The sequence below is a fragment of the Janthinobacterium sp. LPB2021202312-11-4 genome (assembly GCF_037049705.1).
Taxonomy (GTDB): Bacteria; Pseudomonadota; Gammaproteobacteria; order Pseudomonadales; family Pseudomonadaceae; genus Aquipseudomonas.
In genome coordinates, this window is sequence record NZ_JBAGKV010000018.1 from 33,586 (window position 1) to 53,309 (window position 19,724).

The 19,724-nt window shown below is 59.7% G+C and carries 15 protein-coding genes; 10 read left to right on the forward strand and 5 right to left on the reverse strand.

All coding sequences use genetic code 11. From position 1 onward, the window contains the following. Positions 1-166: 166 nt before the first annotated feature. The gene (gene acnA, locus V5E99_RS19320) at positions 167-2,908 is read right to left on the reverse strand and encodes an aconitate hydratase AcnA (RefSeq protein WP_499803869.1); all 2,742 of its coding nucleotides are present in this window, start codon (positions 2,906-2,908) and stop codon (positions 167-169) included. Between the two features lie 224 nt (positions 2,909-3,132). On the opposite strand from acnA, the gene rlmM reads away from it, so the two are divergent. From rlmM to tusA, 3 genes are read left to right on the forward strand one after another with little or no spacing between them, the layout of a single operon-like run. Then, positions 3,133-4,206 carry a 23S rRNA (cytidine(2498)-2'-O)-methyltransferase RlmM gene (rlmM, locus tag V5E99_RS19325; protein WP_499803870.1) on the forward strand — a complete coding sequence of 358 codons (1,074 nt, stop codon included), beginning with the start codon at positions 3,133-3,135 and terminating at the stop codon, positions 4,204-4,206. Positions 4,207-4,231: 25 nt separating this feature from the next. Beyond that, the gene (locus V5E99_RS19330; RefSeq protein ID WP_499803871.1) at positions 4,232-4,402 is read left to right on the forward strand and encodes a hypothetical protein; all 171 of its coding nucleotides are present in this window, start codon (positions 4,232-4,234) and stop codon (positions 4,400-4,402) included. A gap of 3 nt (positions 4,403-4,405) precedes the next feature. Next, entirely contained in the window at positions 4,406-4,657 is a 252-nt protein-coding gene (tusA, locus tag V5E99_RS19335; protein ID WP_054054315.1) for a sulfurtransferase TusA, read from the forward strand. Here tusA and V5E99_RS19340 read toward each other — a convergent pair. Then, a complete protein-coding gene (locus V5E99_RS19340) occupies positions 4,654-6,054 on the reverse strand; it encodes an MATE family efflux transporter (RefSeq protein WP_499803958.1) in 1,401 nt (466 codons plus the stop codon). The genes tusA and V5E99_RS19340 overlap by 4 nt on opposite strands. A gap of 277 nt (positions 6,055-6,331) precedes the next feature. On the opposite strand from V5E99_RS19340, the gene pdxB reads away from it, so the two are divergent. Beyond that, positions 6,332-7,474: a 4-phosphoerythronate dehydrogenase PdxB gene (gene pdxB, locus V5E99_RS19345; protein WP_499803872.1), complete on the forward strand. Its 1,143-nt coding sequence runs from the start codon at positions 6,332-6,334 to the stop codon at positions 7,472-7,474. A gap of 174 nt (positions 7,475-7,648) precedes the next feature. On the opposite strand, the gene V5E99_RS19350 is transcribed toward pdxB, so the two are convergent. Then, the gene (locus tag V5E99_RS19350; protein WP_499803873.1) at positions 7,649-7,828 is read right to left on the reverse strand and encodes a PA1571 family protein; all 180 of its coding nucleotides are present in this window, start codon (positions 7,826-7,828) and stop codon (positions 7,649-7,651) included. Positions 7,829-8,095: 267 nt separating this feature from the next. Between V5E99_RS19350 and V5E99_RS19355 the strand changes: the two genes are divergently transcribed. Next, a complete protein-coding gene (locus V5E99_RS19355; RefSeq protein WP_499803874.1) occupies positions 8,096-9,874 on the forward strand; it encodes an ABC transporter transmembrane domain-containing protein in 1,779 nt (592 codons plus the stop codon). Positions 9,875-10,118: 244 nt separating this feature from the next. Here V5E99_RS19355 and V5E99_RS19360 read toward each other — a convergent pair whose 3' ends face one another. Further along, positions 10,119-12,014, reverse strand: coding sequence for a transglycosylase SLT domain-containing protein (locus tag V5E99_RS19360; protein WP_499803875.1), 1,896 nt, complete (start codon positions 12,012-12,014; stop codon positions 10,119-10,121). A gap of 245 nt (positions 12,015-12,259) precedes the next feature. On the opposite strand from V5E99_RS19360, the gene V5E99_RS19365 reads away from it, so the two are divergent. After that, positions 12,260-14,176 carry an ATP-binding cassette domain-containing protein gene (locus V5E99_RS19365; protein WP_499803876.1) on the forward strand — a complete coding sequence of 639 codons (1,917 nt, stop codon included), beginning with the start codon at positions 12,260-12,262 and terminating at the stop codon, positions 14,174-14,176. Between the two features lie 197 nt (positions 14,177-14,373). On the opposite strand, the gene V5E99_RS19370 is transcribed toward V5E99_RS19365, so the two are convergent. Beyond that, the gene (locus tag V5E99_RS19370; protein ID WP_499803877.1) at positions 14,374-14,811 is read right to left on the reverse strand and encodes a universal stress protein; all 438 of its coding nucleotides are present in this window, start codon (positions 14,809-14,811) and stop codon (positions 14,374-14,376) included. 104 nt (positions 14,812-14,915) lie between these two features. Here V5E99_RS19370 and V5E99_RS19375 point away from each other — a divergent pair, with 104 nt between their 5' ends. The 4 genes from V5E99_RS19375 (at position 14,916) to V5E99_RS19390 (ending at position 19,660) form a co-directional block, all read left to right on the forward strand. Next, positions 14,916-15,353: a hypothetical protein gene (locus V5E99_RS19375; RefSeq protein WP_499803878.1), complete on the forward strand. Its 438-nt coding sequence runs from the start codon at positions 14,916-14,918 to the stop codon at positions 15,351-15,353. Positions 15,354-15,968: 615 nt separating this feature from the next. Next, positions 15,969-18,116, forward strand: a complete 2,148-nt coding sequence (fadB, locus tag V5E99_RS19380) for a fatty acid oxidation complex subunit alpha FadB (protein ID WP_499803879.1) — start codon at positions 15,969-15,971, stop codon at positions 18,114-18,116. Between the two features lie 32 nt (positions 18,117-18,148). Continuing rightward, the gene (gene fadA / locus V5E99_RS19385; protein ID WP_010456360.1) at positions 18,149-19,324 is read left to right on the forward strand and encodes an acetyl-CoA C-acyltransferase FadA; all 1,176 of its coding nucleotides are present in this window, start codon (positions 18,149-18,151) and stop codon (positions 19,322-19,324) included. A 99-nt stretch (positions 19,325-19,423) separates the two neighbouring features. Further along, positions 19,424-19,660, forward strand: coding sequence for a DUF1653 domain-containing protein (locus V5E99_RS19390; protein WP_007953059.1), 237 nt, complete (start codon positions 19,424-19,426; stop codon positions 19,658-19,660). Positions 19,661-19,724 lie beyond the last annotated feature (64 nt).

Sequence of the window (19,724 nt, forward strand, 5' to 3'; positions counted from 1 at the left end):
TATGTGGCCGCCAAGATCGAAGCCTTCGGCAGCTCCTGCAGGGGAATGCATTCCAAGGTAGGAGCTGCCGAAGGCTGCGATCTTTTCCGGGCCGCGCGATTATAAGGACGTACACCGCACAAACAAAAACACCGCCCGAAGGCGGTGTTTCTGTCAGCGCGGGTGCTTACGAGGCAATCAACTGCCGCAACACGTAATGCAAAATCCCCCCGGCCTTGAAGTACTCCACTTCGTTCAGCGTATCGATCCGGCACAACACCTCGATCTTCTCGCTGCTGCCGTTCTCACGGGTGATCACCAGCGTCAGGTTCATGCGCGGTGTTACTTCAACCCCGGTCAAACCGAGAATATCCACAGTTTCCTTGCCGGTCAGGTTCAGGCTCTTGCGGTTCTGATCGAGCTTGAACTGCAACGGCAACACGCCCATGCCCACCAGGTTGGAACGGTGGATGCGTTCGAAGCTTTCGGCGATGACCGCTTTCACACCCAACAGATTGGTGCCCTTGGCCGCCCAGTCGCGGCTCGACCCGGTGCCGTATTCTTGCCCGGCAATCACCACCAGCGGTGTGCCCGAGGCTTGATAACGCATGGCCGCGTCGTAGATCGGCAGCTTCTCGCCGGTTGGAATGTAGATCGTGTTGCCACCTTCTTCACCGCCGAGCATTTCGTTGCGGATACGGATGTTGGCGAAGGTGCCGCGCATCATCACTTCATGGTTGCCGCGACGGGAGCCGTAGGAGTTGAAGTCCCTCGGCTCCACGCCTTTCTCGCGCAGGTAATGGCCGGCGGGGCTGTCGGCCTTGATGTTACCGGCGGGGGAGATGTGGTCGGTGGTCACCGAATCGCCGAGCAGGGCCAGCACATTGGCTTTCTTCACGTCCTGAATCACCAGCAACGGCCCGCCAATGTCATCGAAGAACGGCGGATGCTGGATGTAGGTCGAATCCTCCTGCCAGACATAGGTCGCGGCCTGCGGCACTTCAATGGCCTGCCATTGTTCGTCACCGGCAAACACTTCGGCGTATTCCTTGTGGAACATCGCGGTGTTGACCTGATTCACCGCGTCGGCGATTTCCTGGGTGCTTGGCCAGATGTCCCGCAGGAACACCGGGTTGCCGTCCTTGTCATCCCCCAGGGATTCGCTGCTGATGTCGATCCGCACGGTGCCAGCCAGCGCATAGGCGACCACCAGCGGCGGGGAGGCCAGCCAGTTGGTTTTCACCAGCGGATGCACCCGACCTTCAAAGTTGCGGTTGCCGGACAACACCGACGCCACCGCCAGATCGGCTTTCTGAATCGCTTTCTCGATCGGTTCCGGCAACGGCCCGGAGTTGCCGATGCAAGTGGTGCAGCCGTAGCCGACCAGGGCAAAACCCAACTCATCGAGATACTGGGTCAGGCCGGCCGCCTTGTAGTAGTCGGTGACCACTTTTGAACCGGGTGCCAGGGAGCTCTTGACCCACGGTTTGCGTTTCAGGCCTTTCTCGACCGCTTTTTTCGCCACCAGCCCGGCCGCCATCATCACGCTGGGGTTGGAGGTGTTGGTGCACGAGGTGATCGCGGCGATCACCACCGCGCCGTTTTTCAGTCGATAGGTATGGCCTTCCGACTCGTAGTCCGCTTCGCCAATCAGATCGGCGTTGCCCACCGCGACACCGCCGCCACCTTCACTTTCCAGGCGACCTTCTTCCTTGCTGGTGGGTTTGATTTGCAGGCCGAGGAAGTCGCTGAAGGCCTGGGCGACGTTCGGCAGCGAGACGCGGTCCTGCGGGCGTTTCGGCCCGGCGAGGCTGGCTTCGACGCTGCCCATGTCCAGGGAAAGGCTGTCGGTGAACACCGGTTCCTTGCCGGGCAGGCGCCACAAGCCCTGGGCCTTGGTGTAGGCCTCGACCAGTTTGACCACTTCGGCTGGGCGCCCGGACAGGCGCAGGTAATCCAGCGTTACGTCGTCCACCGGGAAGAAACCGCAGGTGGCGCCGTACTCCGGGGCCATGTTGGCGATGGTTGCGCGGTCGGCCAGCGGCAGGTCAGCCAAACCGTCGCCGTAGAACTCGACGAATTTCCCGACCACGCCTTTTTTGCGCAGCATCTGGGTGACGGTCAGCACCAGGTCGGTGGCGGTGATGCCTTCCTTGAGCTTGCCGGTGAGTTTGAAACCGATCACTTCCGGGATCAGCATCGACACCGGTTGGCCGAGCATCGCCGCTTCCGCTTCGATCCCGCCGACGCCCCAGCCGAGTACGCCGAGGCCATTGATCATGGTGGTGTGGGAGTCGGTGCCGACCAGGGTGTCGGGGAAGGCGTAAGTGCGGCCGTCCTCGTCCTTGGTCCAGACCGTGCGCCCGAGGTATTCCAGGTTCACCTGGTGACAGATCCCGGTGCCCGGCGGCACCACGCTGAAGTTATCGAAGGCACTCTGGCCCCAGCGCAGGAACGCATAACGCTCCCCGTTGCGCTGCATTTCAATGTCGACGTTTTGTTCGAAGGCGCTGGAGCTGGCAAATTTATCGACCATCACCGAGTGGTCGATTACCAAATCCACCGGGGAGAGCGGATTGATCCGCTGCGGGTCGCCGCCGGCCTTGGCCATGGCGGCGCGCATGGCGGCCAGATCGACCACGGCGGGCACGCCGGTAAAGTCCTGCATTAATACCCGGGCAGGGCGGTATTGAATTTCCCGGTCGGAACGCCGCTCCTTGAGCCACGCGGCAATGGCCTTGAGGTCGGCGCCGGTGACGGTTTTTTCGTCTTCCCAGCGCAGCAGGTTTTCCAGCAGCACTTTCAACGACATGGGCAGTTTGTCGAGATCACCGAGGCTCTTGGCAGCGTCGGGCAGACTGAAATAGTGGTAGGTCTTGTCGTCGATTTGTAAGGTTTTAAGGGTTTTCAGGCTATCGAGGGACGGCATTTGAAATGACTCCTTATGGTCCGCACGGCTACGGACTGAGGGAACGAACTGAGGTTTAAACCTAGTCCTCTTTGATGCTTAAGGCTAATTACTGGACTCTATGGGCAAGTCCAAGGTTCCGAACTCGGCTATCATGCGGCGGTTTTCGTGACAGGCTTTGCTTCAACGCAAGCCTGGGCATCGCGCAGTGGCTGAATTTCTTCGCCATCTGCCCAGGAGTAAGAATGAACACCCTCTTTATGCATTGCCGGCCGGGCTTCGAAGGCGAAGTCTGTTCCGAGATTTCCGAACACGCCGCACGGCTGAACGTGGCCGGTTATGCCAAGGCCAAGACCGCCAGCGCCTGCGCCGAATTTATCTGCACCGAAGAAGATGGCGCCGAGCGTCTGATGCGCGGCCAGCGGTTTGCCGAGCTGATCTTCCCGCGCCAATGGGCCCGGGGGATTTTCATCGACCTGCCGGAAACCGATCGTATCAGCGTGATCCTCGCGCACATTGTCGACTTCCCGGTGTGCGGCAGCCTGTGGCTGGAAATGGTCGACACCAACGATGGCAAGGAACTGTCGAACTTCTGCAAGAAGTTCGAAGTTCACCTGCGCAAGGCCCTGATGGCTGCCGGCAAACTGGTGGAAGACGCCAGCAAACCGCGCCTGTTGCTGACCTTTAAAAGCGGTCGTGAAGTATTCGTTGGCCTGGCCGAGTCGAATAACTCGGCGATGTGGCCGATGGGCATCCCGCGTTTGAAATTCCCCCGTGACGCGCCAAGCCGTTCGACCCTGAAGCTGGAAGAGGCCTGGCACCATTTCATCCCGCGCGATCAGTGGGACGAGCGCCTGCACAGCGACATGACTGGCGTTGACCTCGGCGCCGCACCCGGCGGCTGGACCTGGCAACTGGTCAACCGTGGCATGCTGGTGACCGCCATCGATAACGGCCCGATGGCCGAAAGCCTGATGGACACCGGTTTGGTGCAGCACTTGATGGCTGACGGTTTTACCTTCAAGCCACGTCAGCCCGTGGACTGGATGGTCTGCGACATCGTCGAGAAACCGGCGCGCAATGCCGCGATGCTGGAAGAGTGGATTGGCGAAGGGCATTGCCGCGAAGCGGTGGTCAACCTCAAGCTGCCGATGAAGCAGCGCTACGCGGAAGTGAAGCGCCTGCTCGAACGCATCGCCGAGGGCTTCAAGGAACGCGGGATCAAGGTCGAGATCGGCTGCAAACAGCTGTACCACGACCGCGAAGAAGTGACCTGCCACTTGCGCCGGATCGATGTGAAGAAACCCAAGTCCCGCTAATCATCGCTGACAACGGCGGACCGGGATGTACGCCATGCCTGTAGGAGCTGCCGAAGGCTGCGATCTTTTGACTTTGTTTTTTAAGATCAAGATCAAAAGATCGCAGCCTTCGGCAGCTCCTACACAAGGCCGTGTTATGCCAAAGATGACCGAACACCCGGCAATGCGCGACAATGCCGGCCAGTTTCAGGAGTGAATCATGAGTGAAATGCTTGATACGCCGGTAGACGGCACCCTCGACGCCACCGGCCTCAACTGCCCGGAGCCGGTCATGATGTTGCACCAGCACATTCGTGACCTGGCGCCCGGCGGCCTGCTCAAGGTGATCGCCACCGACCCGTCGACCCGTCGCGATATCCCCAAGTTTTGCGTGTTTCTCGACCACGAACTGGTCGCGCAGCACGAAGAGGCCGGCACCTACCTCTACTGGATTCGCAAGAAACTCGCTTAACCCGCCGACTGGCTGATGCGAATCCGCTTGCGTGCACTGCGCGTCAGGCGGATCGACAGCATCAACGCCGCGCAACTCAAGCCCACGATCAAACCCTGCCACAGCCCGCTCGGGCCACTCGGCGCGCCGAACCAATCGGTCAGGCCCAAGGCGTAACCCACCGGCAAGCCAATCCCCCAATAGGCGAACAGGGTCAGGATCATCGTCACCCGCGTGTCCTGATAACCGCGCAGTGCGCCGGCGGCCGTGACCTGGATCGCATCGGAAAACTGAAACAGCGCCGAATACACAATCAGCATCGCCGCCACATGGATCACCGTCGGGTCAGCGGTGTAGATCGTCGCGATGTGCTCGCGCAGTAACAGCATCATGCTCGCCGACAGGCAGGCATACGCCAGTGCGCTACCCATGCCGACGCCTGCGGCGAAACGTGCTTCTCGGGGTTCATTGCGTCCCAGTGCCTGGCCGACGCGCACCGTAACAGCCATACCCAGCGAGTAGGGGATCATGAACACCAGCGAACTGACATTCAGCGCGATCTGGTGCCCGGCCACGACGGTGGCGCCGAGGCTGCCGATCAGCAGGGCAATCACCGCGAAGATGCTCGATTCGGCGAACACCGCGATGCCGATCGGCAGGCCGATGCCCAGCAGGCGTTTGATCACCGACCACTGTGGCCAGTCGAAACGGCTGAACAGTTCGCTCTTCTGGTAGGCAGGCGCCCAACGTGTATAGACCGCCATGCCAATGGCCATGAACCACATCACAATCCCGGTCGCCCAGCCACAGCCGGCACCGCCCATGGCGGGCACGCCCAAGTGCCCATAAATGAACACATAGTTCAGCGGGATGTTCAGCGCCAGGGCGCACAAGCCGAGGATCATCGCCGGGCGCGTGCGGCCCATGCCGTCACTGAAACAGCGCAACACGTGATAGAACGCGACCGCTGGCAAACCGGCGGCAATGCCGTGCAGGTACTGCATGCACGGGCCGATCAGTTCCGGATCGACTTTCATGAGGTGCAGGATCGGTTCGGCGGCGATCAGCAGGCCGGTGGCCATCAGCCCCACCACCAGCGCCAGCCACAGGGCCTGGCGCACGATCAGGCCGATCTCGCTGTGAGTGCCGGCGCCGAAGCGCTGGGCGACTTTCGGTGTGGTGGCCAGCAGGGTGCCGGTCATCAGCAGGAACACCGGCACCCAGATCGAGTTGCCCAGCGCCACGGCGGCCAGGTCTCGCGGCCCGACCCGGCCGGCCATCACCGCATCGACGAAGCCCATGGCGGTGGTCGCCAGTTGCGCGATCATGATCGGCAGCGCCAGGGCGAACAGGTTTTTCAACTCCAGGCGAACCCGGGCCGGGCGGGTGAGAGGGGTTGCAGCGGGGCGGTCAGTCACGGAATTCAAGGGCGAAACGTCCAGGGAGTTTTGATGCGCAAGGGCGGCGCATTCTACCTGCTGACGCCGCAGTCAGGAAAAGAGCTGTGTTAGGGATTTGTAATCCCCATCCGACCGCACCGCCCCTGTAGGAGCTGCCGAAGGCTGCGATCTTTTGATTTTGTTTTTAAGAGCAAGATCAAAAGATCGCAGCCTTCGGCAGCTCCTACAGGGGATCTGTGCTGGTCGGTGGAGGGTATCTGCGCCTAAACTGCCGGTCCGCCAAAGGAGCCTCGCCATGCTGATTGTTGCCGATGAAAATATCCCGCTGCTTGATGCCTTCTTCGAAGGTTTCGGCGAAATCCGCCGGGTGCCGGGGCGTTCCATCGACCGCGCCACCGTCGAACAGGCTGATGTGTTGTTGGTGCGCTCGGTGACCAACGTCAACCGTGCGTTGCTCGAAGGCAGCAACGTGAAGTTTGTCGGCACCTGCACCATCGGCACCGATCACCTGGACCTGGATTACTTTCAGCAGGCCGGCATCACCTGGTCCAGCGCACCCGGCTGCAATGCCCGGGGCGTGGTTGACTATGTGCTCGGCAGCTTGCTGACCCTGGCCGAAATCGAAGGCGCCGACCTGACGCAACGCACCTACGGCGTGGTCGGTGCTGGCGAAGTGGGCGGGCGGTTGGTCAAGGTCTTGAAGGCGCTGGGCTGGAACGTGCTGGTGTGTGATCCGCCCCGGCAAGCGGCTGAAGGCGGCGACTACGTCAGCCTTGAGCAGATCATCGAGCAGTGCGACGTCATCAGCCTGCACACGCCGTTGAAGAAACACGGTGCTCAAACGACCTGGCATCTGTTCGATAAACCCCGTCTGAACCGACTCAAACCCGGCACCTGGCTGATTAACGCCAGCCGTGGTCCGGTGGTGGACAACGCCGCCCTGCGCCAGGTGTTGCTGCAACGTGAAGACCTGCAAGCGGTGCTCGACGTCTGGGAAGGCGAACCCGAGGTCGATGTGGCACTGGCCGATCTCTGCGTGCTGGCGACCCCGCACATCGCCGGTTACAGCCTCGATGGCAAACAGCGCGGCACCGCGCAGATCTATCAGGCGTATTGCAATTTTATCGGCCAACCGGCTGCGGTCAGCCTGAGTGAATTGTTGCCGGCGCCATGGTTGTCGCACGTGACCTTGCACGCCGACAGCGATCCGGCCTGGGCGCTGGCGATGTTGTGCCGTGGCGTGTACGACCCGCGCCGCGACGACGCCGATTTTCGCCGCAGCCTTGTCGGCAATGTCAGCGAGCAACGTGCGGCGTTCGATGCACTGCGCAAGAACTATCCGTCGCGCAGGGAGATTGACGGGTTGCAGGTGCGCATTGACGGGGATGCGCCAGCATTACGCCAAATCGTCGCGGCCCTCGGCGCAACACCCATCTAAAGACCCCGACCGTCCCCCCGTAGGAGCTGCCGCAGGCTGCGATCTTTTGATCTTGTTTTTAAAAACCAAAGTCAAAAGATCGCAGCCTGCGGCAGCTCCTACAAAAGCCATCCAAAGCAGGCGCCCATAAAAAACCCGGCCAACCTGGGCCGGGTCAAGAAGACGGTGGCTATATCACTCTTGTTCGACAGGCTTGACCAATCGTTTCTCCAGTTCGCGGCAAGCGTCCTGGATCATGCCTTCAGTGATCGGTACTTCGCGCCCGTCTGCATCAATAATCGAGCAACCCAGAGACTGGTCTGGTTGTGTGCGGATCACTTGAATCTTGTCATCGCTGCTGTTTTGCAAGGACATGGCCTGTCTCCTCATCAGGTTGTGCGCCTACTTTAAAACCGCCAAGTGACCGGGCTGTGACAACTCCCTGCGATCTTCCGGGTCGGCAATACCAGTCCACCAGAAATAGCCTGGTGTTGCCACCCGCACTTTAGATCAATAGCGTCTAGGCACTAGTCTTGGTGGTCATAATTAACCTGACTCATTGTGATTTACAGAGTTCCACCCCATTGAGTGTGTAGGCTTGGCCCCATCAATTGTTTTCGGTTGCGTACCTGGATGATCCCGATGCTTTCTTCCCGTCACCGTCGCGCCCTTCGTCTGACCAGTCACTTTCTTGCGCCGTATCGCTGGCACGCCTTCGGTGCCTTGCTGGCGCTGATCGTCACGGCGGGCATCACCTTATCCATGGGGCAGGGGATTCGCCTGTTGGTGGATCAGGGTTTCATGACCCAGTCACCGCATCTGCTCAACCAATCCATCGGTCTGTTCATGGCGTTGGTGCTCGGGCTGGCGGTCGGCACGTTTGCGCGGTTTTATCTGGTGTCGTGGATTGGCGAGCGGGTGGTCGCGGATATTCGGCGGCAGGTGTTCAATCATCTGGTTTACCTGCATCCGGGGTTTTATGAAGACAACCGCAGCTCCGAGATCCAGTCGCGGCTGACCGCCGACACCACGTTGCTGCAATCGGTGATCGGCTCGTCGTTATCGCTGTTTTTGCGTAATTTGCTGATGGTCATCGGCGGGGTCGTACTGCTGTTTATCACCAACCCTAAGCTCACCAGCATCGTGGTGATTGCCTTGCCCCTGGTGATCGCGCCGATCCTGATTTTCGGCCGTCGGGTGCGCAGCCTGTCGCGCCTGAGCCAGGACCGGATTGCCGACATCGGCAGCTACGTCTCCGAAACCCTGGGCCAGATCAAAACCGTGCAGGCCTACAACCATCAGGTGCAGGACGAGCGACGTTTTGCGGTGACCGTAGAGGAAGCGTTCGATACGGCGCGCAAGCGCATCTTTCAGCGGGCCTGGCTGATTACCTTGGTGATTGTGCTGGTGCTCGGCGCGGTGGGGGTGATGCTCTGGGTCGGTGGCATGGACGTCATGGCCGGGCGCATTTCTGCGGGTGAGCTGGCGGCGTTTGTCTTCTACAGCCTGATCGTCGGCAGTGCCTTCGGCACCTTGAGTGAAGTGATCGGCGAGTTGCAGCGGGCGGCCGGGGCGGCGGAACGGATTGCCGAGTTGCTGCGTTCGGAAAACATCATTCAGCCACCGGCCACCGGGCTGGTGACCTTGCCCGAGCGGGTCAAGGGCAATCTGGTGCTGCAAGACGTGCGCTTTTCCTACCCGTCGCGTCCAGAAAGCTTCGCCGTCGATGGCTTGAATCTGACGGTCAACGCGGGGGAAACCCTTGCCCTGGTAGGACCGTCCGGCGCCGGCAAGTCCACGGTGTATGACTTGCTGCTGCGGTTCTACGACCCGGCCGAAGGGCGCATCCTGCTGGACGGGGTGCTGTTGACCCAGCTCGATCCGCTGGACCTGCGTCGCTGCTTCGCTTTGGTCTCGCAAAACCCGGCGCTGTTTTTTGGCAGCATCGAAGAGAACATTCGCTACGGCAACCCGAGCGCAACCCTGGCCCAAGTCCAGGAAGCGGCGAAAATCGCCTACGCCCACGAATTCATTGAGCAGATGCCCAACGGCTACCAGACCCACCTCGGCGACGGTGGCCTCGGCTTGTCCGGCGGCCAGCGCCAACGCCTGGCCATTGCGCGGGCGCTGCTGGTGGATGCACCGATCCTGCTGCTGGACGAAGCCACCAGCGCCCTCGACGCCCAAAGCGAACACCTGATCCAGCAAGCCCTGCCCAGCCTGATGAAAAACCGCACCACCCTGGTCATCGCCCACCGTTTGGCCACGGTAAAAAACGCCGACCGCATCGCGGTGATGGACCAAGGGAAGCTGGTCGCCGTGGGCACGCATCAGGAATTGGTGGCGAGCAATGCGTTGTATGCGCGGCTGGCGGCGTTGCAGTTCAACGACGGCAAGGCCGAACTCGATCTTCACCTGTAGGCGCCGTTTCGGAACCGCGTAGGAGCTGTGTCGGAACCGCGTAGGAGCTGTGTAGGAGCTGTGTAGGAGCTGTCGAGTGAAACGAGGCTGCGATCTTTTGACCTTCGCCTCAAACGCACCCCAAAAAAAATGCCCACATCAATCGATGCGGGCATTTTTGTTTGTCGTTCAAAGCAAGATCAAAAGATCGCAGCCTCGTTTCACTCGACAGCTCCTACACAGCTCCTACGGGGGCTCTTGGCGGTTATTGATCGTCGAAGTAACGCTCATGCCAATCCACCAGCGGTTGTGGCGAGTTGAGTTTCTGGCCGTAGATCACCGAGTACGACAGCACGTTCTGCACGTACTGACGGGTTTCGTCGAACGGGATGCTTTCGACCCACACGTCGAAGCTTAGGTGGTCGGCGCCGCGAAGCCATTGACGCACGCGGCCAGGGCCGGCGTTGTAGGCGGCGGAAGCCAGGACACGGTTGCCGTTGAACTGGCTGTGGACCTGGCTGAGGTAAGCGGCGCCGAGCTGAATGTTTTTGTCCGGGTCAAGCACTTGCTGCGGCGAGGCCAGCGGGATGCTGAACTTGCGCGCAGTTTCCTTGGCGGTGCCGGGCATCAATTGCATCAGGCCGCTGGCGCCCACACCAGAGCGCGCGTCGTCCATAAAGGCGCTTTCCTGGCGGGTAATGGCGAACACCCAGCTCGAATGCAAACCACGGACCTTGGCTTCACGCACCAGCGTGTCGCGGTGGGCCATCGGGAAGCGGATGTCCAGGTCGTCCCAGTACTGCGCCTGACTGATCGTGCGGATGGCCGGGAAATACCATTTCAGGTCGTAGGCCAGTTTTGCCTGGGCGACCATCTCGTCACGGTTGAAATGACGGCTGACGTAATACCACTCGCGACGACCATCGACGACTTGCCCGCGAGCGTGGAACTCCAGGGCCCGACGTATGCCCGGCGTGTTGCGGACCTTATTGATAGTGGCCTGGCTGAGCACCAGCGGCTTGTTGACCAGCGAGTAGGGCAATTGCGAGCGGTCGGCGGCGAGGAAACCGTAGAAATCACGCTCGCGGGCGAGGCCTTTATAAAGCGTCTGCGCTTCCGGGTTCTGCGGCTGTGCCAGCTCCAGGCTGCGGGCCTGCCAGTAGCGCCAGCGGTTGGTGGTGGCCAGTTCCTGCGGCAAGCGGCGGGTCAACTGATAGGCGTCATTCCAGCGGGCCAGGCGCAGCAACAGGCGCAGGCGCCACTCCGACACGGTGTTGTCCCGCAGTTCCGGGTCATACATGGTCATGACGTCGAGTGCGCGAGGGTCGTAACGTCGCGCTAGGGTCAGGCCGATTTCCCGGGCGATCGCCACTTTCTCATCCCGGGAGAAGTGCATGCTGCTGGCGTAACCGTCGAGCAGATCCATGGCCTTGTCCGGGTCTTGTTTGGCCAGGCGACGCAAGCCAAGGCTGACGATATCGGACATTGGCTCATCGGCCGGGGTAAACCGCGACGGCTGATTGAGCAGCTCGGGTTTCTGCGCCACATCCACCAGCAAGCGACCGCGAGGGGCGAGGGTGGTCAGGCCGCTCACCAGGCTGTTGGCCAGCGGATAGTTGCGCGCCTGGGCCGCGAGTTTGGTGCGCTCCCAGCGTTTCTGTTCGGTCAGTTGGCCTTCGGCGGCCCAAATGCCGAACAACGCATCACAGGACGCGGGTTGCGATTTGCCAGTCAGCCAGAGTTTGTCGGTATTGGCATAACCGACAGCTTTCTGGTTATGGGTGATTTGATACTGCGCATTCAGGCAGTCCAGCTCGGTGAAGTTGAGCTTGGGGTCGTAATACTTGACGAAGGTCGCCCAGTCCTCGCGATCGGCGAGCCAGCGCAACCAGCGCAATTTCATCCAGTTGGCTTGGGGCAGGTCACCGTGTTCGGCGAGGAATTTCTCGATTTCGGCGTTGCTGGCGGTTTTAAGTCGTGCGGTCAGTTCGTCATAAGCGAGGTAGGGCTCCAGCGGGTAATCGCTGAGGGCCTGGCTGTAACGGAAATAAGGTTCGGAATCGCCCTTCGCCAAGGCGCGCTTGGCCTCATCGTAATACTGGCGTTGGGTGGACAGGTCTACCGCCTGGACTGATTGAGCGGCAGTGGCAGAGAGAAGCAAACAAGATAAAAGACCAAAAAGGCGACTGCGCATGAGACATCCGGGCAGAAAAATCATGACAAGTGCTGACAGCGTCAGCACTGATTGCTTGTAGCTTAGCCTTTTGCCAGCAACGGGCGAAAGCTTTGCTGCCCGGTCGGTGCAAGATCGCAACATTTGTCATGCAGAGTGCTACAGAGGTGAAATTGCCGGCCTTCTGAAGCCTCAAGTCAGGTAGAATGCGCGCCCGGTTTTTGGAGAAGCTCATGACCCTGCTCAAATTCAGCGATGTGTCCCTTGCTTTCGGCTCTACGCCGTTGTTGGACAAGGTGTCCTGGCAGATCGCCCGTGGTGAGCGGGTGTGCATCATCGGCCGCAATGGCACTGGCAAGTCCAGCATGATGAAGCTCGTCAAGGGCGACCAGAAGCCCGATGACGGCTCCGTTTGGCGCTCACCCGGCCTCAAGATTGGCGAATTGCCGCAAGAATTGCCGGTAGCCGACGAGCGGACCGTGTTCGACGTGGTGGCTGAAGGCCTGGACGGCGTGGGCGAGCTGCTTGCGCAGTATCACCACCTGAGCCAGAACATCGTCACCGACGCCGACCTGGACAAGCTGATGCACGTCCAGCACGACCTCGAAGCCCGTGACGGCTGGCGTTTGCAGCAATTGGTCGACAGCACCTTGAGCCGTCTGCAGTTGCCCGCCGACAAGACCCTCGCCGAATTGTCCGGCGGCTGGCGTCGCCGCGTCCTGCTGGCCCAGGCCCTGGTTTCCGAACCGGACCTGCTGCTGCTCGACGAACCGACCAACCACCTGGACATCGGTGCCATCGCCTGGCTTGAAGAAGCGCTGAAGGATTTCCAGGGCGCCGTGCTGTTCATCACGCACGACCGTTCCTTCCTGCAGAACCTTGCCACCCGCATCCTCGAACTGGATCGCGGCGGCCTGATCGACTGGAACGGCGACTACGCCAGTTTCCTGGTGCACAAAGAAGCCTCGCTGGCGGCTGAAGATACGGCCAACGCGCTGTTCGACAAGAAACTGGCCCAGGAAGAAGTCTGGATTCGCCAGGGCATCAAGGCGCGCCGTACCCGTAACGAAGGCCGCGTCCGCGCTCTGAAAGCCCTGCGCAACGAGCGCAGCGAGCGTCGTGAACGCACCGGCAAAGCCAACATTCAGCTGGATACCGCCGATAAGTCCGGCAAACAGGTGATGGTCCTCGAGAACGTGAGCTTCGCTCACCCGGGCGGCCCGTTCCTGATCAAGGACTTCTCGATGGTCCTGCAGCGCGGCGACCGTATCGGTCTGCTGGGCGCCAACGGTACCGGCAAAACCACGCTGTTGAAGCTGATGCTCAACGGTTTGCAGCCAACCAGCGGCACCGTGGAAGAGGGGACGCGCATCGACGTGGCCTACTTCGACCAGTTGCGCCACCAGTTGGACCTGGAAAAAACCGTGATCGACAACGTGGCCGAAGGTCGCGACTTCATCGACATCGATGGTCAGAGCCGTCACGTACTGAGCTACCTCGGCGACTTCCTGTTCAGCCCGCAGCGTGCCCGCACGCCGGTCAAGGCGCTGTCCGGCGGTGAGCGTGCTCGCCTGCTGTTGGCCAAACTGTTCAGTAAACCGGCGAACTTGCTGGTGCTCGATGAGCCAACCAACGACCTCGACGTTGAAACCCTCGAACTGCTGGAAGAGGTCTTGCTGACCTTCAACGGCACCGTGCTGATGGTCAGTCACGACCGGGCATTCCTCGACAACGTCGTGACCAGCACCCTGGTCTTCGAAGGTGAAGGCAAGGTTCGCGAATACGTCGGTGGTTATCAGGACTGGCTGCGTCAGGGCGGTTCGCCGCGCCTGCTGGGCGTGACTGAGAGCAAATCCGGCAAGGCTGACCTGACCTCTGCTGTCGTGACGGCCGAAGCGGCGCCTGTCGCGGCGGTAGAAGCGCCAGTGGCGAAGAAGAAGCTCAGCTACAAGCATCAGCGTGAGCTGGAAATGTTGCCGGCCCAGATCGAAGCGATGGAAAAGCAGATTGCGGCGGTTGAAGCGCAGATGGCAGACCCGGCGTTCTATCAGCGCCCGGCGGCTGAAACGGCGGCGGTGATTGCTCAGCTTGAGCAGTTGCAGGCTGAACTCGACGTAATGGTCGAGCGTTGGGCCGAGCTGGATGCCTGATTGATCCTGCAATAAAAAAAGCCCGACCTCGGTTACTCGAGTGTCGGGCTTTTCGTAGGAGCTGCCGAAGGCTGCGATCTTTTGATCTTGCTGCCGAAGGCTGCGATCTTTTGATCTTGCTGCCGAAGGCTGCGATCTTTTGATCTTCAAGAAAGCCAAGATCAAAAGATCGCAGCCTTCGGCAGCTCCTACCGGGGTCAACGTTTGATCAGGTGCACCGCGAGCACATCGCAAGGTGCGCCATGCAATACGTCATTGGCGGTCGAGCCCAGCAGCAATGCCAGCCCGTGCCGGCCATGGCTGCCCACCACGATCAGGTCGCACTCTTGCTCCTTGGCCAGATGATGGATTTCCTGTCGCGGCTGGCCGTAGGTCAGGTGGCTGTACTCCTTGGTCAGTTCCGGGTACTTCAGGATCAGTCGGTCAAGGCGTTCGCGGGCCTGGTCGAACTGCTGCTGTTGCAGTTGTGACAGGTCCATCGGCACGTCGCCACCGAAGGCCATGGCCATCGGTTCGACAATGTGCACCAGGGACAGCTTCGCGCCGTTGCTCACCGACAGTTCGCGAGCGCGGTGGATTACAGGATCGCACTCTTCGGTTAGATCTACAGCGACCAGAATATGGTGGTAGGGCATGAGGTGCTCCTCCTGAGGATTGCAATATTGGTAAGTATGGCTGGTTTCAAGCGCATTGGTTCCAGAGTGACTGAATGCGCTCATCAAGAATCGGGAGTACAGATATGACGGTCTGGATAGTGGTGTCAATCCTGCTGGTGGTACTGAGTCCACTGGCATGGTTGCGACCGTCCCGCCACCAGAGTGGTCGCATGGCCTTGCGCATGGAGGCGCGACGCATCGGCCTGGCCATGCAACTGGCGCCCCAGGAGTGGCCGCACTGGCTGAGCCAGGAGCCGCCAAGCCCGTGTGCGCAGTACCATCGGCCGCGCCGGGGCAATCAACCGGTGTGCTGGAGCTACTGGCAAAAGTCGCCGGGTGTGTGGGTCAATCAGTGGCAGGAGGTCTGTGAGGATCGGGCGCTGCTCAACCATTTCGAAAAATTGCCCGACAACGTCTACAAGATCGAAGCCGACAAGCAGATGATCACGTTGTATTGGGGCGAAAAGGGCGAGGCGACGGTTCTCCAGCAAATAGACGCCACCTTGAAGGCTTTGGCCTGAAACACAATCCTCGTAGGAGCTGCCGCAGGCTGCGATCTTTTGACGTTGTTTTTAAGGGCAAAATCAAAAGATCGCAGCCTGCGGCAGCTCCTACACAAACAAGCGCCAGCACCTGACAGACAGGCAATAAAAAGCCCGACATCATCATCGGGCTGGAGTTGGCCAGGCAGGCCGGAAATTCTATGTGGCGCTGATCTTACGCCGGGCATTCGCCAAAAGCGTTTAAATTTTTCCTCAACGTCCCGCCAGCGTAGCTGCTTAAACGCAGGTTGCCGCGAATTAGGGCGACTTTTCTAACTATTGATTCTATGAATGGCCTCACATGCATCCGCGTGTTGCAGATCTTCGCGTTACGGAAGTGACCGGAAAGTCGCGTTTAAACCCGCGTTTTAGGCGATTGACAATTGTCGGAAATTCCGTGAAGGTGGCGTACCCAAATCAAACGGGCGTATGAATTGAGCGTTTGTATTTCAGACCGCTCCTACAGAATCCCGACTATCGCGTTGGCGGGTGTGCCGGGTGGATTGGCGTTAGCATCGACGAAAAGCGTCCTGCCGAGCCATTCGCCTGCGTCCGACGTGTACTGTTCAGCTTCCATATCGTGGAGATCAGTTGATGATTTACGAAGGTAAAGCCATCACGGTTAAGGCTCTTGAAAGTGGCATCGTCGAACTCAAGTTCGATCTCAAGGGTGAGTCCGTCAACAAGTTCAACCGTCTAACCCTGAACGAATTGCGTCAGGCCGTAGACACCATCAAGGCAGATGCTTCGATCAAGGGTGTGATCGTCAGCAGTGGCAAGGACGTCTTCATCGTCGGCGCCGACATCACCGAATTTGTCGAGAACTTCAAGCTGCCTGATGCAGAGCTTGTCGCTGGCAACCTCGAAGCCAACAAGATTTTCAGCGATTTCGAAGACCTCAACGTCCCGACTGTCGCCGCGATCAACGGTATCGCCCTGGGCGGCGGTCTGGAAATGTGCCTGGCGGCGGACTACCGCGTCATGTCCACCAAGGCCAAGATCGGTCTGCCAGAAGTCAAACTGGGCATCTACCCAGGCTTCGGCGGCACCGTGCGCCTGCCGCGCCTTATCGGTGCCGACAACGCCATCGAGTGGATCGCCTCCGGCAAGGAAAACCGCCCTGAAGACGCGCTGAAAGTCAGTGCCGTCGATGCAGTGGTTGCTCCTGAGAAATTGCAGGAAGCCGCCCTGGAGCTGATCAAGCGCGCCATTTCCGGCGAGTTTGACTACAAGGCCAAGCGCCAGCCGAAGCTTGAGAAACTCAAGCTGAACGCAATCGAACAAATGATGGCTTTCGAAACCGCCAAAGGTTTCGTTGCCGGTCAGGCTGGCCCGAACTACCCGGCGCCGGTTGAAGCGATCAAGACGATCCAGAAAGCTGCGAACTTCGGTCGCGACAAAGCGCTGGAAATCGAAGCCGCCGGTTTCGTCAAACTGGCCAAGACCTCTGCCGCGCAGAGCTTGATCGGTCTGTTCCTGAACGATCAGGAGCTGAAGAAAAAGGCCAAGGCCTACGACGAAATCGCCAAAGACGTGAAGCAGGCTGCCGTACTGGGCGCCGGCATCATGGGTGGTGGTATCGCTTATCAGTCGGCCTCCAAAGGTACGCCGATCCTGATGAAGGACATCAACGAGCACGGCATCGAGCAAGGCCTGGCTGAAGCCGCCAAACTGCTGGTTGGCCGCGTTGATAAAGGTCGCATGACCCCGGCGAAAATGGCTGAAGTGCTCAACGGCATTCGTCCGACCCTGTCCTACGGTGATTTCGGTCACGTGGACCTGGTGGTCGAAGCGGTCGTCGAGAACCCTAAAGTCAAGCAAGCCGTACTGGCCGAAGTCGAAGGCCACGTCAAAGAGGACACCATCCTCGCGTCCAACACCTCGACCATTTCCATCACCTTGCTGGCCAAAGCCCTCAAGCGTCCGGAAAACTTCGTCGGCATGCACTTCTTCAACCCGGTGCACATGATGCCGCTGGTTGAAGTGATCCGTGGCGAGAAGTCCAGCGAACTGGCCGTGGCCACCACCGTTGCCTACGCCAAGAAAATGGGCAAGAACCCGATCGTCGTCAACGACTGCCCGGGCTTCCTGGTCAACCGCGTACTGTTCCCGTACTTCGGTGGTTTCGCCAAGCTGGTCAGCGCCGGTGTGGACTTCGTCCGTATCGACAAGATCATGGAAAAATTCGGCTGGCCAATGGGCCCGGCATACCTGATGGACGTGGTCGGCATCGACACCGGTCACCACGGTCGTGACGTAATGGCTGAAGGCTTCCCGGACCGCATGAAAGACGATCGCCGTTCGGCCATCGACGTGCTCTACGAAGCCAAGCGCCTGGGCCAGAAGAACGGCAAGGGTTTCTACGCTTACGAGACCGACAAGAAGGGCAAGCAGAAGAAGGTTGCCGATCCGTCGGTGCTGGAAGTGCTCAAGCCGATCGTTTACGAGCAGCGCGAAGTCACTGACGAAGACATCATCAACTGGATGATGATCCCGCTGTGCCTGGAAACCGTGCGTTGCCTGGAAGACGGCATTGTCGAAACCGCCGCCGAAGCCGACATGGGTCTGGTCTACGGTATTGGTTTCCCTCCATTCCGTGGCGGTGCGCTGCGCTACATCGACTCGGTCGGTGTTGCAGAGTTCGTTGCCCTGGCTGACCAGTACGCTGATTTGGGCGCGCTGTACCACCCGACCGCAAAACTGCGTGAAATGGCCAAAACCGGCCAACGGTTCTTCGGTTAAGCGTCCCAACTTTTGAGCGAGAGTGAAATTTTATGAGCTTGAATCCAAGAGACGTCGTGATTGTCGACTTCGGTCGTACTCCGATGGGCCGCTCCAAGGGCGGCATGCACCGCAACACCCGCGCTGAAGACATGTCGGCGCACCTGATCAGCAAATTGCTGGAACGCAACGTCAAGGTTGACCCGAACGAAGTCGAAGACGTGATCTGGGGCTGCGTAAACCAGACCCTGGAGCAGGGCTGGAACATCGCGCGCATGGCGTCCCTGATGACGCAGATCCCGCACACCGCTGCCGGTCAGACCGTCAGCCGTCTGTGTGGTTCGTCGATGAGCGCATTGCACACTGCTGCGCAAGCGATCATGACCGGCAACGGTGATGTGTTCGTGGTGGGTGGCGTCGAGCATATGGGCCACGTGAGCATGATGCACGGTGTCGATCCGAACCCGCACATGTCCCTGTACGCGGCGAAAGCCTCGGGCATGATGGGCCTGACCGCTGAAATGCTGGGCAAAATGCACGGCATCACTCGCGAACAACAGGACGCTTTCGGCGTGCGCTCCCACCAGCTCGCCCACAAGGCGACCCTGGAAGGCAAGTTCAAAGACGAAATCATCCCGATGCAGGGCTACGACGAGAACGGTTTCCTGAAACTGTTCGACTACGACGAAACCATTCGTCCGGAAACCACCCTGGAAAGCCTGGCAGCTCTTAAGCCAGCGTTTAACCCGAAGGGCGGCACCGTGACAGCCGGTACGTCGTCGCAAATCACCGATGGTGCCTCGTGCATGATCGTGATGTCGGCGCAACGTGCCCAAGACCTGGGTATCCAGCCTCTGGCGGTGATTCGTTCGATGGCGGTGGCAGGTGTGGACCCGGCGATCATGGGCTATGGTCCAGTTCCGGCTACACAAAAAGCACTGAAGCGTGCGGGCCTGGGGATCAACGATATCGACTTCTTCGAGCTCAACGAAGCTTTCGCCGCACAGGCCCTGCCAGTGCTGAAAGATTTGAAAGTGCTCGACAAGATGAACGAGAAGGTTAACCTGCACGGCGGCGCGATCGCCCTGGGTCACCCGTTCGGTTGCTCCGGTGCGCGTATCTCCGGCACTTTGCTGAACGTGATGAAGCAAAATGGCGGCACCTTCGGGGTAGCTACGATGTGCATTGGTCTCGGCCAAGGCATCTCCACCGTCTTCGAACGCGTTTAAGCGTCTCGTTGATGGAAGCCGGGGCCAAGTGCCCCGGTTTTTGTTTTTCTGAATTTATTTTTGTTTTTATTTTGAAAAGATTTGAGTGAGGGCCAAACCATGCCGATACAACCCGGGCTCTACCAACATTACAAAGGTCCGCAGTACCGCGTATTCAGTGTTGCGCGGCATTCCGAGACCGAAGAAGAAGTGGTCTTCTACCAAGCCCTGTATGGCGATTACGGCTTTTGGGTGCGTCCCTTGAGCATGTTCCTGGAGTCGGTCGAGGTTGACGGTGAACAGGTCCCACGCTTTGCTTTGGTGCAAGCCGAACCGAGCCTTTTTTCCAAGCCATAAGCTGAGTGCGCGCTGAACCCTGCGCTTGACCTCACCTTGTAGCCACTATATATAGCGGTGCCGC

Excerpts from the sequence above, each read along its gene's own strand:
- acnA (WP_499803869.1), bottom strand. The coding sequence starts at position 2,908 with ATGCCGTCCCTCGATAGCCTGAAAACCCTTAAAACCTTACAAATCGAC.
- rlmM (WP_499803870.1), top strand. The coding sequence starts at position 3,133 with ATGAACACCCTCTTTATGCATTGCCGGCCGGGCTTCGAAGGCGAAGTC.
- V5E99_RS19330 (WP_499803871.1), top strand. The coding sequence starts at position 4,232 with ATGTACGCCATGCCTGTAGGAGCTGCCGAAGGCTGCGATCTTTTGACT.
- tusA (WP_054054315.1), top strand. The coding sequence starts at position 4,406 with ATGAGTGAAATGCTTGATACGCCGGTAGACGGCACCCTCGACGCCACC.
- pdxB (WP_499803872.1), top strand. The coding sequence starts at position 6,332 with ATGCTGATTGTTGCCGATGAAAATATCCCGCTGCTTGATGCCTTCTTC.
- V5E99_RS19350 (WP_499803873.1), bottom strand. The coding sequence starts at position 7,828 with ATGTCCTTGCAAAACAGCAGCGATGACAAGATTCAAGTGATCCGCACA.
- V5E99_RS19355 (WP_499803874.1), top strand. The coding sequence starts at position 8,096 with ATGCTTTCTTCCCGTCACCGTCGCGCCCTTCGTCTGACCAGTCACTTT.
- V5E99_RS19365 (WP_499803876.1), top strand. The coding sequence starts at position 12,260 with ATGACCCTGCTCAAATTCAGCGATGTGTCCCTTGCTTTCGGCTCTACG.
- V5E99_RS19370 (WP_499803877.1), bottom strand. The coding sequence starts at position 14,811 with ATGCCCTACCACCATATTCTGGTCGCTGTAGATCTAACCGAAGAGTGC.
- V5E99_RS19375 (WP_499803878.1), top strand. The coding sequence starts at position 14,916 with ATGACGGTCTGGATAGTGGTGTCAATCCTGCTGGTGGTACTGAGTCCA.
- fadB (WP_499803879.1), top strand. The coding sequence starts at position 15,969 with ATGATTTACGAAGGTAAAGCCATCACGGTTAAGGCTCTTGAAAGTGGC.
- fadA (WP_010456360.1), top strand. The coding sequence starts at position 18,149 with ATGAGCTTGAATCCAAGAGACGTCGTGATTGTCGACTTCGGTCGTACT.
- V5E99_RS19390 (WP_007953059.1), top strand. The coding sequence starts at position 19,424 with ATGCCGATACAACCCGGGCTCTACCAACATTACAAAGGTCCGCAGTAC.